The organism is Leptospiraceae bacterium, assembly GCA_016708435.1.
Taxonomy (GTDB): Bacteria; Spirochaetota; Leptospiria; order Leptospirales; family Leptospiraceae; genus UBA2033.
This window is the reverse complement of the sequence record JADJFV010000004.1, coordinates 196,617-212,075: the sequence shown is the minus strand read 5'-3', so window position 1 is coordinate 212,075 and position 15,459 is coordinate 196,617. Positions and strand designations below refer to the sequence as shown.

General features: G+C 35.4%; 22 protein-coding genes. 11 read left to right on the top strand and 11 right to left on the bottom strand.

From position 1 onward, the window contains the following. Positions 1-162 precede the first annotated feature (162 nt). Entirely contained in the window at positions 163-813 is a 651-nt protein-coding gene (locus IPH52_09245) for a response regulator transcription factor (protein ID MBK7055225.1), read from the bottom strand. Between the two features lie 45 nt (positions 814-858). Further along, the gene (locus IPH52_09240) at positions 859-1,272 is read right to left on the bottom strand and encodes a PAS domain-containing protein (protein MBK7055224.1); all 414 of its coding nucleotides are present in this window, start codon (positions 1,270-1,272) and stop codon (positions 859-861) included. A 478-nt stretch (positions 1,273-1,750) separates the two neighbouring features. Between IPH52_09240 and IPH52_09235 the strand changes: the two genes are divergently transcribed. From IPH52_09235 to IPH52_09215, 5 genes are all read left to right on the top strand, one after another. Beyond that, on the top strand, positions 1,751-1,996 hold the full coding sequence (locus tag IPH52_09235) for a PAS domain-containing protein (protein ID MBK7055223.1): 246 nt from the start codon (positions 1,751-1,753) through the stop codon (positions 1,994-1,996). Positions 1,997-2,154: 158 nt separating this feature from the next. After that, positions 2,155-2,871 (top strand): DUF4041 domain-containing protein, encoded by a 717-nt coding sequence (locus tag IPH52_09230; GenBank protein MBK7055222.1) that lies wholly within the window; start codon positions 2,155-2,157, stop codon positions 2,869-2,871. 482 nt (positions 2,872-3,353) lie between these two features. Further along, on the top strand, positions 3,354-4,277 hold the full coding sequence (locus IPH52_09225) for a hypothetical protein (protein MBK7055221.1): 924 nt from the start codon (positions 3,354-3,356) through the stop codon (positions 4,275-4,277). 65 nt (positions 4,278-4,342) lie between these two features. Then, positions 4,343-5,197 carry a peptide chain release factor N(5)-glutamine methyltransferase gene (prmC, locus tag IPH52_09220; protein MBK7055220.1) on the top strand — a complete coding sequence of 285 codons (855 nt, stop codon included), beginning with the start codon at positions 4,343-4,345 and terminating at the stop codon, positions 5,195-5,197. Positions 5,198-5,271: 74 nt separating this feature from the next. Beyond that, positions 5,272-5,715, top strand: a complete 444-nt coding sequence (locus IPH52_09215; GenBank protein ID MBK7055219.1) for a peroxiredoxin — start codon at positions 5,272-5,274, stop codon at positions 5,713-5,715. Between the two features lie 201 nt (positions 5,716-5,916). Here the strand turns inward: IPH52_09215 and IPH52_09210 are convergent, their stop codons facing one another. After that, complete coding sequence (locus tag IPH52_09210) at positions 5,917-6,279, bottom strand: hypothetical protein (protein MBK7055218.1); 363 nt, start codon at positions 6,277-6,279, stop codon at positions 5,917-5,919. 79 nt (positions 6,280-6,358) lie between these two features. Continuing rightward, positions 6,359-6,847: a phosphohistidine phosphatase SixA gene (sixA, locus tag IPH52_09205; GenBank protein MBK7055217.1), complete on the bottom strand. Its 489-nt coding sequence runs from the start codon at positions 6,845-6,847 to the stop codon at positions 6,359-6,361. 71 nt (positions 6,848-6,918) lie between these two features. On the opposite strand from sixA, the gene IPH52_09200 reads away from it, so the two are divergent. The 4 genes from IPH52_09200 to IPH52_09185 are packed head-to-tail and all read left to right on the top strand — an operon-like array spanning position 6,919 to position 9,546. Further along, positions 6,919-7,833 carry an ABC transporter ATP-binding protein gene (locus IPH52_09200; GenBank protein ID MBK7055216.1) on the top strand — a complete coding sequence of 305 codons (915 nt, stop codon included), beginning with the start codon at positions 6,919-6,921 and terminating at the stop codon, positions 7,831-7,833. Continuing rightward, positions 7,830-8,657 (top strand): ABC transporter permease subunit, encoded by an 828-nt coding sequence (locus IPH52_09195; GenBank protein MBK7055215.1) that lies wholly within the window; start codon positions 7,830-7,832, stop codon positions 8,655-8,657. Before IPH52_09200 ends, IPH52_09195 begins: the two co-directional genes overlap by 4 nt. Next, on the top strand, positions 8,654-9,127 hold the full coding sequence (locus IPH52_09190) for an RNA pyrophosphohydrolase (GenBank protein MBK7055214.1): 474 nt from the start codon (positions 8,654-8,656) through the stop codon (positions 9,125-9,127). The genes IPH52_09195 and IPH52_09190 overlap by 4 nt, the downstream gene beginning before the upstream one ends. Beyond that, complete coding sequence (locus IPH52_09185; GenBank protein ID MBK7055213.1) at positions 9,127-9,546, top strand: bacitracin resistance protein BacA; 420 nt, start codon at positions 9,127-9,129, stop codon at positions 9,544-9,546. The genes IPH52_09190 and IPH52_09185 overlap by 1 nt, the downstream gene beginning before the upstream one ends. A gap of 80 nt (positions 9,547-9,626) precedes the next feature. Here the strand turns inward: IPH52_09185 and IPH52_09180 are convergent, their stop codons facing one another. The 6 genes from IPH52_09180 to thiS all read right to left on the bottom strand — a co-directional run bounded on the left by IPH52_09180 (position 9,627) and on the right by thiS (position 13,955). Next, complete coding sequence (locus IPH52_09180) at positions 9,627-9,935, bottom strand: hypothetical protein (protein ID MBK7055212.1); 309 nt, start codon at positions 9,933-9,935, stop codon at positions 9,627-9,629. A gap of 122 nt (positions 9,936-10,057) precedes the next feature. After that, complete coding sequence (locus IPH52_09175; GenBank protein ID MBK7055211.1) at positions 10,058-11,452, bottom strand: radical SAM protein; 1,395 nt, start codon at positions 11,450-11,452, stop codon at positions 10,058-10,060. Positions 11,453-11,458: 6 nt separating this feature from the next. Further along, positions 11,459-12,115, bottom strand: coding sequence for a pyridoxamine 5'-phosphate oxidase (gene pdxH / locus IPH52_09170; GenBank protein ID MBK7055210.1), 657 nt, complete (start codon positions 12,113-12,115; stop codon positions 11,459-11,461). 105 nt (positions 12,116-12,220) lie between these two features. After that, positions 12,221-13,084, bottom strand: coding sequence for a WecB/TagA/CpsF family glycosyltransferase (locus IPH52_09165; GenBank protein MBK7055209.1), 864 nt, complete (start codon positions 13,082-13,084; stop codon positions 12,221-12,223). An 11-nt stretch (positions 13,085-13,095) separates the two neighbouring features. Then, a complete protein-coding gene (locus tag IPH52_09160) occupies positions 13,096-13,620 on the bottom strand; it encodes a thiamine phosphate synthase (protein MBK7055208.1) in 525 nt (174 codons plus the stop codon). A gap of 140 nt (positions 13,621-13,760) precedes the next feature. Continuing rightward, positions 13,761-13,955, bottom strand: a complete 195-nt coding sequence (thiS, locus tag IPH52_09155; protein MBK7055207.1) for a sulfur carrier protein ThiS — start codon at positions 13,953-13,955, stop codon at positions 13,761-13,763. A 51-nt stretch (positions 13,956-14,006) separates the two neighbouring features. Between thiS and IPH52_09150 the strand changes: the two genes are divergently transcribed. Next, the gene (locus IPH52_09150) at positions 14,007-14,306 is read left to right on the top strand and encodes a hypothetical protein (GenBank protein ID MBK7055206.1); all 300 of its coding nucleotides are present in this window, start codon (positions 14,007-14,009) and stop codon (positions 14,304-14,306) included. A gap of 205 nt (positions 14,307-14,511) precedes the next feature. Next, positions 14,512-14,943 carry a hypothetical protein gene (locus tag IPH52_09145; GenBank protein MBK7055205.1) on the top strand — a complete coding sequence of 144 codons (432 nt, stop codon included), beginning with the start codon at positions 14,512-14,514 and terminating at the stop codon, positions 14,941-14,943. A gap of 49 nt (positions 14,944-14,992) precedes the next feature. Here IPH52_09145 and IPH52_09140 read toward each other — a convergent pair whose 3' ends face one another. Then, positions 14,993-15,454, bottom strand: a complete 462-nt coding sequence (locus tag IPH52_09140) for a peptidylprolyl isomerase (GenBank protein ID MBK7055204.1) — start codon at positions 15,452-15,454, stop codon at positions 14,993-14,995. Between the last annotated feature and the right edge of the window lie 5 nt (positions 15,455-15,459).

Sequence of the window (15,459 nt, the reverse complement as noted above, 5' to 3'; positions counted from 1 at the left end):
TCGTGGTTAGAAATGAGCTTAACATAGTCCCTATGCTTTATGCCATTGAAGCACAAAAAAAAAGATTCGTCAATTGGATGTTGCTCAGAAATTTCTACGACATTTGTCGTAGAAAAAAACATTGCCGCATGGTGGGAAACCAAACTGCACTCTATAGTTGTTCTATAACAGTCCGTGGGTGTAGGCGAATTTAACTAAGTCGGCGGTATTTTTTAGTCTAAGTTTTTCCATAAGGTTCGTTCTATGTGTTTGGACAGTGCGGGGGCTAATATCAAGTTTGCCGCCAATTTCTTTATTGGTAGAGCCAGAGGCTATCATTTTCAAAATTTCTCGTTCCCTTTTTGTAAGAAGGTCTAGTATTACTTCACTCTCACGGTTAATGGTAAATTGATCTGCTAAGTATAAAATCAGTTCTGAGGAAAAGTATTTTTTACCCGATCTGATTTCTCGAACAGCCTCCAGTAATTTTTCTAGATTCTCATCTTTTAAAATATATCCATTTACGTTTTTAGTCAGCGCCTTGCGAAAGAATTCTTTTTCTTTATGCATAGAGTAAATTAAAACTTTGATATAGGGAAAACGTTGACGTAATAAATCTAATGTCTTAAATCCATCCATTCCTGGCATTGACAAATCAAGAATAACCAGATGACAGCTTGCTTTTTCTAAAGAGTCAAGTAAATCCTGACCATTATCCGCTTCTCCAACAATTATAAAATCAGAATCTTTTGCGAGCAGTGTTCTTAAGCCAAAACGCAAAACATCATGATCATCAGCGAGAAATATTCTGTAAGGTGAACGCAGAGAATTCATTTGATACCCAAAATATCATTTGGAAATATTTAGAACACAAAATTTTTAGGTTCCATCTTCCTTTTGAACTTCTGAGGTAACATTCACATGAACCACAATAAACTGCGTAGTGTCCTCTTCTCGATAAGGGGTTACAAGTGCCTGAAACCATCTTTTTTCAGTCGGAGAATGACAGGGATACTGAATGGAAAATTCCATTTGTTCGCGGTTAATAACCGAGCGGATACCAGCAAGCATTTCCTCAGCTTCCTCTGAATTATTACCTTTTGCTTTTTCGCAGACGGATAAATAGTTACTTCCTTCTTGAGCTGCTACTTTTAAGCCCTTGGGAGTATTGCTATCGCAAAACATTCTCCATGCACGGTTTACTGCAAGGATAACTCCATCTCCTCCTAATATGGCAACATGCGCAGAAAGCGAATCTAGTATTGAGTAGGCAAACTCTGTTGGTTCATGCATAGCAATTCTCCTTTTAGATGGTTTTATTATACTCTAACAATGGTAATCCGCCAAAACATTTTTTAGTTAAGCACCAAATATAGTTTCACCGAAACAATGTCAAAAGAAAACGTCAATGATATTTTTACCAAGGAAAACTAATTGTAAAAGGATATTTTCTACTCAAAACTAGATTTTTATACTTATAAAAGACAAAACTTTTTTGAATCTAATTATCAACTGCCCCGTTTTCCATTTTTCTTACACCAATTTTTGCGATTAAATGATCCAATATTTTGGTGATAAATATCACCTATGTCTAGACAACACCTATCCGCAACTTACTAAGACGATTAGCAGATAATACATTTTATCCTCTTCAAAGACTTTGGTGATATTTAATACCGTATACTATCGTTCAGATGATTGAAATGGATTTGACCGTGCAACAAACAAAATTTTCCCTTTAGATGTTGAAGCTTTTTAAAAGGAGTATCGAATGAAAGACGACTATCCACTTTTCGAAGTTATTCTAGAATTTAATCCCAAAGGGATCAAAAGGCTTGAATTACATTCTTCTACTATAACAGATTGTAATGAAGAATTTGCGGATTCTATCGGTTATGCGCGTGAAGAATTAATCGGACAACCATTAAATACAATCACTCTAAGTGAGGATGTGGAAGACTTTTCTAGTTTGATTCTTAAAAATGGAAAAACTACTCAGAGTCAAAAATTAGACTAACATTGATTAGCCAATTGCTTTCCAGGTGAGGAAAATCACTTAAATTCATTCCATCAAAAGGTTTATATGTATTGAAAGATAAACTTTTAGGTAGAACGTAGAGATAGAAGAAATTTAGCGACTATCGATTTTAAAAAGATTTTTTAAAAGAGGAACCTATGAGTTTTCTAGACAAAATTACCAATAAAAAATCTAAAAATGAGAATATAGTTTTTTCGAATTCAAACAATGAAATCAGTGCAAATGGATCAATAGAAATCATAAAGAACATCAACCAATTAAGAGCAGAGCAAGAGTTATTAACCCAAAATAAAGAAGCTCTAAAACAAGAAATAGTTGAATTGGAAAAATTAATTGTTGATAAGAAAAAAGAAATCTTAGTTTTCGATGAACAGCTTGTATTAGAAAGTTATGGAATCAATATTCCCAAATTTGATTTTACTTCTAGCGTAGCGTATAAAGACCTATTAACCACAATACGAGATGCGCAATTAGACATGGTTAAAAAAGAAACGGCAGTTGAATTCGATGAACATTGGATGACAAATAGAAAAGTAATGGAACCGGATGCAGAAGATGAATTGCTCGATCGTGAAAATATTAAATTTATATTGCGAACCTTTAATCAAGAATGCGATAACTTTGTAGATAGTATTCATTGCAATGATCTAAATAAGACGATAAAAAAAATTCTTAACTCCTATGAAATACTAAACCGACTTGGAAAAGTCTTTGGAATTCGAATCAATGAACACTATCTAAAATTAAAATTGCAAGAACTCAATCTTACCTACGAATACCAACGCAAAATAACAAAGAAGAAAAAAAATAAAAAGAGCAAAGCTAGTTTGAACTACTGGTCAATTCTTTTCTAATCGAAGGAAATAATCGCATTGAGGATAATGCTGTGTATATACTTCCGATAAGATGACGTTTTACCAAATATAGGGTAGCAATGGGTTCAAAGATATACTAGGAATAGGTTCCCTATGCCCCCTGAACCTATATTTAAAGTATACGGGAACCCACTCCTACCCTATGTTATGTGCATCGTCTTCTTATAGAATGGTAAAAGGAAGCAAAAGACTGTTTATTTATTTTAAACTTAAATAGATTTGTGGCAATATGCAACGATTGCAACTGCTAAATACAAAGAGTGATAGTCTAAAAGAATATGCAATTAAAAATTTCGATTTATCGACTAGAATCTTATGTCTCTAGAAAAAATAAATTACATTTCTGAAAAAAACTTAATTAAGGATTGACCTTGACCTAGCTATTTCCGATATAATATTCAGGAAAATACATCTATATGTATTTTCTAAAAAATATTGAAAGAGACTTAAAGGTATAAACAATGAAAATCATAAAAGGTATATTTATTCTTTTAGTGTTGGTTAACTTAAACCTCTTGTTCGCTCAAGCTAAAGAAGCTCCTGCTGCTGCACCTGCTAAAGACGGTGCTGCTGTTGAGCCAAATGAAGCTGGCGATACAATTAAGGGCGAGTTAGTTCCGGATGACGATACAGATGCTAGTTTATCTGAGAAAGAAAGAAAAGACAAGAAAGAGATTCTTAGACAAGAAGCAATGTGGAAGAATCAAGATTATAGTGGCTACAACAAAGCTTTCGAAGATTTACACAAACTTTCTAAAGCATTTGCTAACAACAAATACAGACTTGCTCTTTCTTCTTATCAATCTGGAATGAACACAATCTTAAAAATGAGAGAAAGTGTTGAACAATACAGAAAAGAACAAGCTGAGAAGAAAAGACTCGATGAGAAGTGGTACTGGCAAAAAATCGATCGCAAAGCAAATGAAGAAAGATACATTGCTCGCGAAAAAATGTCTGCTAAATTAGCAGCAGTTACATATTTCACAAAAGCAATTAATCATCTGGACGACATCACCAATCCTGATCTAAAAGAAACTGATGCATACAAAACGCTTCTTTCTTCTGTTTACAGATCTTGGATCATGGCAGAATACGATACACAAAACTTCCCACAGTGTATCCCAATCTTAGAACTCTACTTAGAAATCAAAGAAAACGAAAAAGAATATCCAGCTCACAAATATCTTGCTAGCTGCTACTCTTTTGAAGAAAACACTTTGAAAAAATACAAAGCTGGTTCTGATGATCAAATCCAAAAGCTAAAGTACAAAAAGAACGTTCATCTCTTAAGAGCAACTGAATTAAAATATGGAAAAGGTACTGTAGAGTACAAACACATAGTTGATTTAGTTAATAAAGATGAAGTTATTTCTGTGAATCCTTAATCCAAAACCACTCTTTCAATCAAAATAAAACTATCCCAAATGGGGTAGTTTTATTTTATTGAAACTTGATGGAAAAGGATACAATTCTATACGTTTTAACAAAATCCCAAGAGTATCTGGGAAAAAGACAAATTCCAAATCCAAGACTAGATGCTGAACTAATTCTTTCCGACGTTCTAAACCTGGAAAGAATTAAGCTTTACTCCAACTTCGATAAAAAGCTTACTGAACCAGAGAAAGACATTTACCGTGAAAAGATTAAAGCACGCGGTGAATTTAAGCCTGTCGCCTATATCATAGGTAAAAAAGGCTTTTATAAATCCATTTTTATTGTAAATGAGAAAGTATTAATTCCGCGCCCTGAGACAGAAGAACTCATTGAATGGGTATCGAAAGAAATCAATAAAGAAACTGCTTTTACTGTCTTAGATCTCTGCACGGGAAGTGGATGTATCGGAATTAGTCTAAAGAAGGATTTCCCTAATCTCCAATTAACACTGAGTGATATTTCAAACGAAGCACTTGGAGTTGCTCAGGAGAATGCAAGAGAAATTTTAAAAGACCAAGTCCTTGCATTCATTCAAAGCGACTTATTCGAGTCCATTTCCGAGGATACAAAGTTTGATTTCATCTTATCTAATCCACCTTATATCCCGATTCAAGAGAAATCAACTATTATGGCAGACGTGCTCAATTACGAGCCGCATTTGGCTTTGTTTTTAGATGAGCCTGAAACTTTTTATAAGAAGTTCTTGGCTGGAGCAAAAGAGCATTTGACTGACAATGGATCTCTATATATGGAAACACACCAAGATTGGGCAGGAAGGGTTTCTCGCTTAGGTCTAGACCTTGGATTTAAATCTAGCATAATAAAAAAGGATTTGAGCAATAAAGAAAGGTTTATTAAGTTAGTAAAATAAATCAAGCACTGAGAATCAAAGGCAGCTATCTTTTATCTCTAAAGCATAAAAACTATACTAGGAAAGGATGATATATGAGTCTATTAAATGAAAAGGCACCTGAATTTACTTTACCGGATTCAGAAGGAAATAAAGTCTCTCTTTCTGACTTTAAAGGAAAAAAACTCCTCATTGTGTTTTACCCCGGAGACGAAACAGCTGTTTGCACAAAGCAACTCTGTTCTTATAGTAGTGGATTTGAGGACTTTCAGAAACTAGGCATTGGAATTGTTGGAATCAACGTAGATTCCATTGAATCGCATAAAAAATTTAAAGCAAAGTATAAGCTTGCTTTTCCCTTACTTTCTGATTCAGACGGGAAAGTATGCGAGATGTACAAAGCAAAAGGATTACTAGGAGTTAAGCGATCAACCTATCTTCTAGATGAAAATCAAACGATTATTTTTGAAAATGAAGTGCTTCCTTTATTTTATAAAGACAAAGACGATATAATAGGTGCCATTCAAAAGTTGGTATGAAGATTCTCTAGTCACAGAGACACTGTGGTTAGTGATGTTTTGCAATATTTTTATTCATTTGCTTTGTTTGTGAGAGATGCTGATGGAAAAAACTGGATTCAAAGGAAATTTCTATAATTGAATCACAATAAACCTGAATTGCAAAAACAAGCAGAGCTTGCCCTTCTTCCTACCTCTCAGTGCCTCTGTGGCATAAAAGGATTACTTCTTTAAATGTAAAGAGGCAAGTTCTCTAGGTCTTTCTTCTTCCTCAATATAAGCTGGTTCGTATTCGATTTCTTCTGTTTCGAATTCGTATTGTTTCTTTGCATCGTTCTTCTTTTTCTTCTTCAGCTTACGGTATTCTAATATCTTTGTTTTTTCTTGGGCTTTGATTTGAGATATTTCATCTTGATTCAAGTCTTTGTAGATAATCTTTAAGACCTCTTCTCTTGCCAATATGCCCGACGTACCATCATCTTTCTTCTTATAAACGATAGTAAGCAAGTTCTCGTCTAGAAGGTCTACCTTCAATATCTCACCATCTTTAAGAATGATGGTAGTATCTAAAGCAAACGCTGGCATAGTACACAAACAGATTAAAATGAGGAATATTGAAGTTCTCATGGCAGTGTGCATTGTACTCACCTGTATATTTTGTCAATTAGGTTTTCAAAAATTCGGGCGAAATCATCCAAATTATCTGTCCCATTAGAAAATTTTCTTTAGCGATATTGATTGCAATCGTACTGCCAGGAGAAAAAACAAGACTACGAGAAATGGATTCATCTCGAATCAGTCGCGCAGCAAAGAAACTTACATCTGGGTTATGACCAATCAACAACACAGTATCGGAATTACTCAATTGGTTAAGTTTTGGAAGCAAATCTGAATAATCATTGGATGGTAATAATTCGTCCGCAGGCGTAGCCACACCCTTAAATTGCAGCGTAGAGGAATAAATATCTGCTGTCTCTTGAGTGCGCAAATACGGACTATAAAGTATCTGAGTAACACGCAATGGACTATTGTAAATAAAATTGGCCATTTTTACCAAGTCCGTCTTTCCATTCTCAGTCAACTTTCTGTCTCTATCCAATCCAGTTGCGGAGAAAGACTCCGCTTCTCCGTGTCTTGCTATAATTAGCTTCATAAAGAAATCCTTTCTAATATATCCTTTTTTTCACTAGCCATTACTTTGTAATCAGAAAAATTTGTAATAGAATGAATGAAAATCCGATTCACACACTAGAACTTTACAAAGAATACGATAACAAGTCCGTTGCACTTAAAAACCTATCCCTCACCATTAAATCCGGTGAAATTTTTGGTCTTATAGGACAAAATGGGGCAGGTAAAACTACACTAATGAAAATTCTTTTAGGTTTCTCAGCTCCCACAAAAGGCAAAGTAGAAATCTATGGAAAGAAGAATTCCATCGAATTTAAAACTCGCATAGGATACCTACCCGAAAAGGTAATGATTCATCCTTTCCTGACTGCGTTTGAGTTTCTATATCTATGCGGGAAGCTTTATTTTCTAAATAAAAAGACATTAAAAGAAAAATGCATTTCCGTTTTAGAAAGAGTTGGACTTGGCGACAAGCTAGATATAAAAGTGGGAACTTTTTCGAAAGGAATGACGCAAAGGCTCGGACTTGCACAGGCAATTATCCATGAACCCGATTTACTCTTTTTAGATGAGCCCGGCTCTGGACTTGATCCTCTTGGGATGATTGAACTCAGAAATATTATTCTAGATGAGCATAAGTCCCGTAATGCGACGATCTTCATTAACTCGCACAGACTACTCGAAGCAGAAAAGCTTTGTTCTAGAATTGCAATTCTACATAGAGGAGAAATGGTAGCCAGTGGATCGATGAATGAATTGACTCGGACAAAAAATCAAATCAATGTCAAAGTCGAAGCATTAAGCGAACCACTCGAAAAATACTTCGGCTCTATTGGAAACCAAATTCATATAGAAGGAAATGAAATCTCCTTTGACCCAAAAGAATCTGTGGAGTTAAAACAAATTCCAATGCATATCATTCAAAACGGTGGCAATATTTTAAAATACGAAATAGTCAATGAAAACCTGGAAGAGATTTTCCTTCGACTAACAGGCGGGGAAAAATGAAAAAAATACTAGGTCATATTTTTTCGAGCATCTTTACAATTGCAGGATTAACTATACGGGAAGCATTGCGCAAACGGATAATATTTATTATCCTTTTAATCTCAAGTTTTTTCTTGCTCATGAATTTCTTTTGTGAATCTGTTACCATGCAAGCAAACGGCGAGGAAGTAAAAGATAGTGCGATTGGTCCGATTTTCATCTTTGTCATTGTTACTGTTTGGAGTCTTGTTATCTCAGCCCTTGTTACCTCTTCTCTTTTAGCCGATGAATTTGAGAACAAAACCTATACAATGATTCTCTCTAAACCAATCTTTAGACTGAGCTATCTCGCCGGCAAATTTTTAGGAGTATTCATTCTAATTATTCTAAATGCAGTCATCATTCTAGCTGCTTATAGCCTAATCAGTATTTTGCGCTCAGGGAGTGTAGACAGCGGGTTGTGGTTCGCGGCGGGGACTATGCTCTTATCTTATGTGCTTTTGATTAGTCTTGTTCTTCTATTTACAATATTAATCAATCGAACGGCGGCAGTTCTTTTATCCTTTGCCCTTGTATTACTTACAAGCATTGTAAATTATCCTATTTATGAATCTGCCTTTGAAAAAGTAATAGATACAAATTCTTCTAAGAAATTAATTCTAGAGATAATCTATTGGGTAATGCCACAGTTTGGGACAAGCCTCTATCATTCATTATCTAAAGTAGCAAAGTCTTTTTCGCAAGTTCACTATCTTGGTTTATACGCCTATGCACAAATTTCAGTCTGGATACTTATTGTCTGGATTCTTTTGTATTTTAGTTTTAGAAGAAGAGAACTAGAATGAAGCCTTATCGTAAAAATGTAGGCGTTGTTATTTTTAATTCACTGGGAGAAGTCCTTGTAGGAGAGAGAATTGGACTCGATGGTTCTTGGCAATTCCCACAGGGAGGAATTGATGATAACGAAGACACAAAGAGCGCGGCTTACAGAGAGTTATACGAAGAAGTAGGAATCAAAGAAGCAGAATTAGTCTACGAAATTCCAAATTGGATTAGCTATGATTTCCCCCAAAATTTCAAATCTCCAATGGCAAAAAAATACGCAGGTCAAATCCAAAAATGGTTTTTACTGTATTGGGATCATCCGGCTAATGAATGTAATCTACATGTGCATGAACAGGAGTTTGAAAGTGTAAAATTCATTCCTCTTTCTTCTTGTGTAGACTCAATTGTAAGTTTTAAAAAAGATGTATATGTGAAGTTAGTTGAATTATTAGAGCCAGAAATCAAATCTTATTTAGGGAGAAGAAAATAATGGAAAGAGAAATCTATGTGCCGCCGGGTGGACCACCACAACATCCTCCTTTAAATCCAAATTTATTTAAAAATTTAGGAGAAGAAAAGATTCGGCGGATAACAGCCATTTTCTACAAGGAGATAGCCGAGTCCCCTATTCGTTCTATGTATCCTGAAGATGATTTAAAACTCAGCGAAGAAAAACTAGCTGACTTTATGGTGCAAGTATTAGGTGGACCGGCATACTATGTGCGTAAATACGGACCGCCTCGTATGAGGGCAAGACATTTCCCATTTGAAATAGATGAGAAGGCTCGCCGTGTTTGGCTTTCTAGTTTCAAAAAAGCATTAGACTCAGTCGAAATGGATGATACTGATAGAAAGGATATATTTGCTTTTTTAACTAGCTTCTCTGCTTGGATGGTAAATAAGGCTTAGCCGCTACAAAGAAAAGTAAAAGGCGCAGCAATTTCTTCTCTGCGTCTCAATGCCTCAGAAGTAATCTATTCTAACAATTGTTATTGTTTTAGTAGCAATCCGGTGAAGCAAAGAGGAAAGCCGATGAGCAAAATAATGAGTAGACTCAAGAGATAAGATTTTCCAAGCTCATTGTTCTTCTTAATAAAGTGGATAATACTTAGAATTCCATTCACTACTACTTGCAAACCGACGCTCATCATAGAAAGTATCATGAAGAATACGCCTGTGTATCCGTCGGCTGTATTTCCCATCATTAATTTAGCAGTGATCAGTTCTAAAAAACTAACTCCAAAGTAAATGATAAGATTCCATTTAATAATTTTTCCAAGATTTGATTTTTCTTCCATTGTAATCTCCTTACGTCAGTTGCCGTCAGCACTCCCATGCTGGACTTGTGCGCCTAGCGGCGGGCTTGCTACCGCAGGTTATATAGGAGTAGAGACAGGTCTCATACCTGTCTCTACTCCTATTACTTCATCTTTCTTAATTCTTCTAACCGTTTGACTTTATCCCCTCGATAAAATAAATTCATGGTTTCAAAGGGAATAATCTTTCCACTTGTATCATTTATAATATGAACACAAGAGCGCTTGATAGCACGAACATCAAAGTTATACGCGTCTATAAAATTCATGATGATGATACGAAATACATTTTCATAAGTAAGATTTGGTGCGGCGACGCTGGGAAGACAACAGAGCATCTTAGACAACTCAGGTGTAATCGCATCTACTGATGTTGCGGTGCTGAATACTTTTAAAAGATGACCTTTTAGTTTTTCGTCTCTTTCAAATACGATTGTGTTTCCTGTGTTCTGTAAAATCTCTTCGGGGTTAAGCATACTTGTCAGCGGAAACACTTGATTATCCAGCTTTAGGGCATATCCCATTACTAACGCATCTGGATTACAGGGAACAGGAATTAAATCTTTTTCGGTGAATACATTCGTTTGATTGAGTATAGCAGAACGAATCTCTGTCATCGTATAACGGTCAGTTGCAGGATTGAAATTATCGAGTCTACCTGCAATTTGTGTGGGTTGAAAGGTTACTCCCCGTAAACACTTCTTAGTGAGTGCATAATCAATAATAGCCCCGATTTCATTTTCATTGACTCCTTTTTGAACAGTGACGACAAGAGATGTAGATATATTGAATTCATCTAAATGCTCGATTGCTTTTTGTCTTACTTCTCGCAAGTCTTCTCCCCGAAGTCTTTCGAGTGCTTCTTTCTTAAAAGAGTCAAATTGTAGGTATACTTCGAATCCTATTTTATACTCAGCAAGCTTTCTTACAAATTCCTTATCCTTCGCAATTCGTATACCATTTGTATTGAGCATAATATGACGTATCTGCTTAGACTTAACAAGAGAGATGATTTCAAATATCTGGGGATGAATTGTCGGTTCTCCCCCACTAATCTGAACTACATCCGCATATCCCTCATTAGCCACTATGATGTCTAGCATCGCCTCAATTTCTTCTAGTGTCTTGTGACGTCCATGACTGGGACTTGATTCTGCATAACAGGTCGGACAAGTGAGATTACATCTATCTGTAATTTCTAAAACAGTAAGACAGGAATGCTGCTCGTGGTCAGGACATAGTCCACAGTCATAAGGACAGCCATATAGAGTTTCTGTATTAAACTTAAGTGGAGATTCTCCTGGCTTTAAGAAATTTCTACAGCGTTTATAATATTCTATATCATTTGCGATTAATACGCGCTCTTCGCCATGCGTTGGACAAGTTTTCAGCATAAATACTTTTTCATCTTCAAAAATTATCTTCGCACTAATTCGCTTCAGACAATTAGAACAAAGGCTGATTGTATAATCGTAATAGGTATACTTCTTCGTAGGCATACGTTATTAAGGAGAAAGCCTTTCTATTTTCCAAGTTTTATTTTTCTTAGTATATTGAATTCTATCATGCAAGCGGCTTGCTCTTCCTTGCCAGAATTCAATTTTTGAAGGTTCAAGAATATATCCGCCCCAATGCTTTGGCATAGGAACCTTTTTGCCTTTGTAAGTTTCTAGTAATTCTGAATATTTCTGTTCTAAATCATCTCTTGATTTAAGCACATAACTTTGATTTGACGCTATAGCACCAATCTGACTCTCGAATGGTCTCGAATGAAAATACAATTCAGAGTCTTCTAGAGAGATTTTTTTTATCTTTCCTTCGATGCGGACTTGTCTTTCTAATATATCCCAGAAGAAAAGAAGAGTTCCTTTTTTGGTCTCTGCAATTTCTTTTCCTTTGCGACTCTTATAATTCGTAAAGAAAATAAATCCTTTTTCATCAAAGCTTTTTAATAAAACAATTCTTGCAGTGGCTAATCCTGATTTATTGCTCGTAGCGAGTGTCATTGCGTTTGGTTCGATGATTTTAGATTTTCGAGCATCTGTAAACCAATTGGTGAATTGATCTATTGCAGTTTCTTCTAAGTCTTCTTCTAGAAGTCCGTCACGCGTATAATTGCGTCTCATATGAGCGATTGGGTTATCTGTTAGTTTTTGTTTCATACGTAGAACTTTATTTTTCTACTTGGAAATGCAAGCCTAGAAAATTTTTACATTATTATAGAAAAGATGATTTTTATCAGAATGGGGTTCAGGAAGTTTTAAATTCTATTCAGCGGAATTAGTTTCAGCGGCTTTACGCTTAGCTTCTCGTTTCATTTTCCAGTTTTCTAATTTTACTGTGAAAAAGAATTGAACCATATGGTAGAATTTATCTACACGATACGGTCGGGCAAAAATTCTCCAGATCCAAGTTAGACCACGTAGTTGGAAATAATCAGGAGCCTTTTTAACTTGCCCTGAAAGTGTATCTAAATTTCCCCAAGCACCGATTACTATTGAATTACCAAAATAGCCGGTATTATTTTCAATCCAAACTTCTTGACGGGGAAAATCCATTCCAATAAAAATAATATCTGGATTGGTTTTACGGATTGCTTCTTTGACCATTAACTCGCGGGCATCATTCAAATGACCGGAGTGCCTTCCTACAATTCGAATTTCTGGGAAGTGACGAATAAGGTTAAAAAATAATCTCTCGATAATATCTTCTTTGCTTCCTAGAAAGAAAAGAGTGAGTTCTTTTTTTTCGGAGTAACGAATTAAATCCATCATAAGGCTAATTACTGATATGCGCTCTTTTAGTTGAAAACCTAACTGATCGGCAGCCCATTCAAGACCACCGCCTTCTGCTAATACCAGGCTTGCCTTTCTAGCAATACGATTTAGCTTTTTTCCTGGTCGCATAGACATTAAGCGAATTGGATCAATGAATAAAATATGATGAAAGGATTCTTTTTTCTTGTGAAAATCTAGAATATTTGCAATCGCTTCATCGCGAGTCATATTGTCTATATCAACTCCGAGAATAGAAATCTTATCTCGATTTGTGATGTCGACATTTTGGTATTCTAATACATAATCTCTTTCTTCTTTGGACGAGTTATGAGTAATTTCTTTGGGATCTTTCATACTGAATAGGATTATCTTACAGCGTGAGGATGATTCCTTATAAAGTCAACAATCTTTACAAGACTTTTTTCCTCTGCCATCATACTAATAGAGGCAGGAAGAATCTTACCATATTGAAAAAGAGAAATAAAGTTTTCAGAGTTAATTCCTCCTATTGGGACGAGCGGGATTTTTGCCTTAACCAATGCTTTTTGCAAGGACTCCGCTCCTAAGGTTGGATTTGAAGTTTGCTTTGTGTTAGTTGGAAAGATAGGTCCAAAACCTGAATAGTCCCAGATATCCAATTCTAGATTTTGCAAATCCTCGATATTATGCGAAGAAGTTCCTTTCCATATACTCGTAGCATTTCGTAGACAAGCTCGTTCTTCTTGCGATGTGGATAAATAATCCTCTTTCCCAATATGAACTCCGAATGCATTTGCAGAAAGACCGAATTCCCAGAAATCATTTACTATTATTTCTGCGTCCGAAAATTCAGACTTTATCTCCGAATAGAATTTCTCATATTCTAAAACAGAAAGAGACTTGGCTCGCAATTGAAAAAACGAAATACAATCGGGAAATTTCTTCCATATCCGTATCAAACTCTGAGGCGAAATCTTTTTACTAAAACAAAAATCAAAATCTAGTATTGGATAAAGCCTTGCGGAATTAAAAACAATTTCCTTTTCCAGATTCAGCCTCCTCCAACAAACTTAATGATCTCAAGCTTGTCATTTTCTTGGAGAGTGGTTTCTGGCCATTTTTCTCTAACTAAAATTTCTCCATTCCATTCAATCGCAACTGTGCCAGGATTTATTTTTAAAGAGACTAAATACTGTGCGATCGTTTGACCGGAATTGAATTCGACTTGTTTACCATTTACCTTCATAAACTTCCTTTTGATAATTGACATCTTGTATTATAATTAAAATATGAAACTATGAATCGATTCGTCAAATTTTTATTTATTTTATTTATTCCAGTTTTATTAATTAACTGTCCTACCCACAAAGACAATACTCTACGAAATGGACTAGCATCTTACATGCTCAACTGCACTGGCGGTTCTGTGTCAGCATGTAATTCTGGATGTAATAGCTACTGTGGCGCTCCCGATACCACTCCTGTTACCTCAGAAAAAGTGAATTGCATTACAACCTGTCAATCCTCTTGTGCTTCTAATTGTAACATCAGCACTACCTTGCTTTTATACTTAGCAAATCATCCAATCAAGAAATAATTTTTCAGTCACAAATAAAAAGAGGAAATAAGTCACACGCTCTGCGAATGCATGAATATTACTATCAATATTAGTCTTTAGTATAGTCTTAAATATAGTCACAAAACCAAAAACACTATAGATGATAGTATGCTTGATAATAACTCTGATAGTATCTTTGATGCAAAGTAGTTACGGGAAATAGATATAAACAGGAGAATTCTTCATGAAATCAATTTTGCTTGCGTTACTCATTCTACTGAATTTACAGTATTTAAATTGCACAAGTAAAGATAAGAGCAATAACAACAAAAATTTACTCCTTGGCGGTTTACTCTTACTAAGCTCGCAAAACAAAGGTGTGGATTATAACTGTAACACATCGCCCTCTCCCAAACCTTTTTCTGAATTCAAAACAGCAATTGATACCCTAAACACATCGGCATACAAATGCAGTGATTGCCATGGCATAAATACAGCTCAATCTAATTTTATCATTACAAATTACAGTTCTGTCCTAGAGCGGGTAAATCCCGGTAGCCCCTCTACGAGTGTATTATACTTTAAAGTAAAGCCCGGAGGAGCAATGAATGGTTACTCAAATTCTAATTTAAATCAGGCAATCTATTGTTGGATATTAAATGGAGCAAACCCTTAAGGCTTGTGCAAAAGAATTGTTTCTACACAAACCTTGCGGCTAAATGGGATTATTCTTCAACAATCGAAATTTCTTCCATGATTACTTTTTCAACTGGCATGTCTTGAAATCCTGTTTTCACATCAGAAATTTTCATAACTAAATCAGATCCTTCAATTACGTGACCGAACACCGCATGTTTATTGTCTAGATAGCCGTTATCTCTCACGTTAATAAAAAACTGAGATCCACCTGTATTAGGACCTGCATTTGCCATAGAGATTGTGAGTTTTTCATTTTTTAGATCAGGATGAAATTCATCTTTAATCTTATAACCGGGACCACCGGTTCCGTTGCCTTTAGGACATCCACCTTGGATCATAAAGTTTTTGATGATTCTATGAAAGATAAGTCCATTGTAAAACCCATCCTTTGCAAGCTTAATGAAATTACCCGCTGTAATCGGAGCCTTGTCAACAGCTAGTTCAAGAGTAAAGCTTCCTTGATTTGTTTTGAAAATTGCTTTTGTCATTTTAA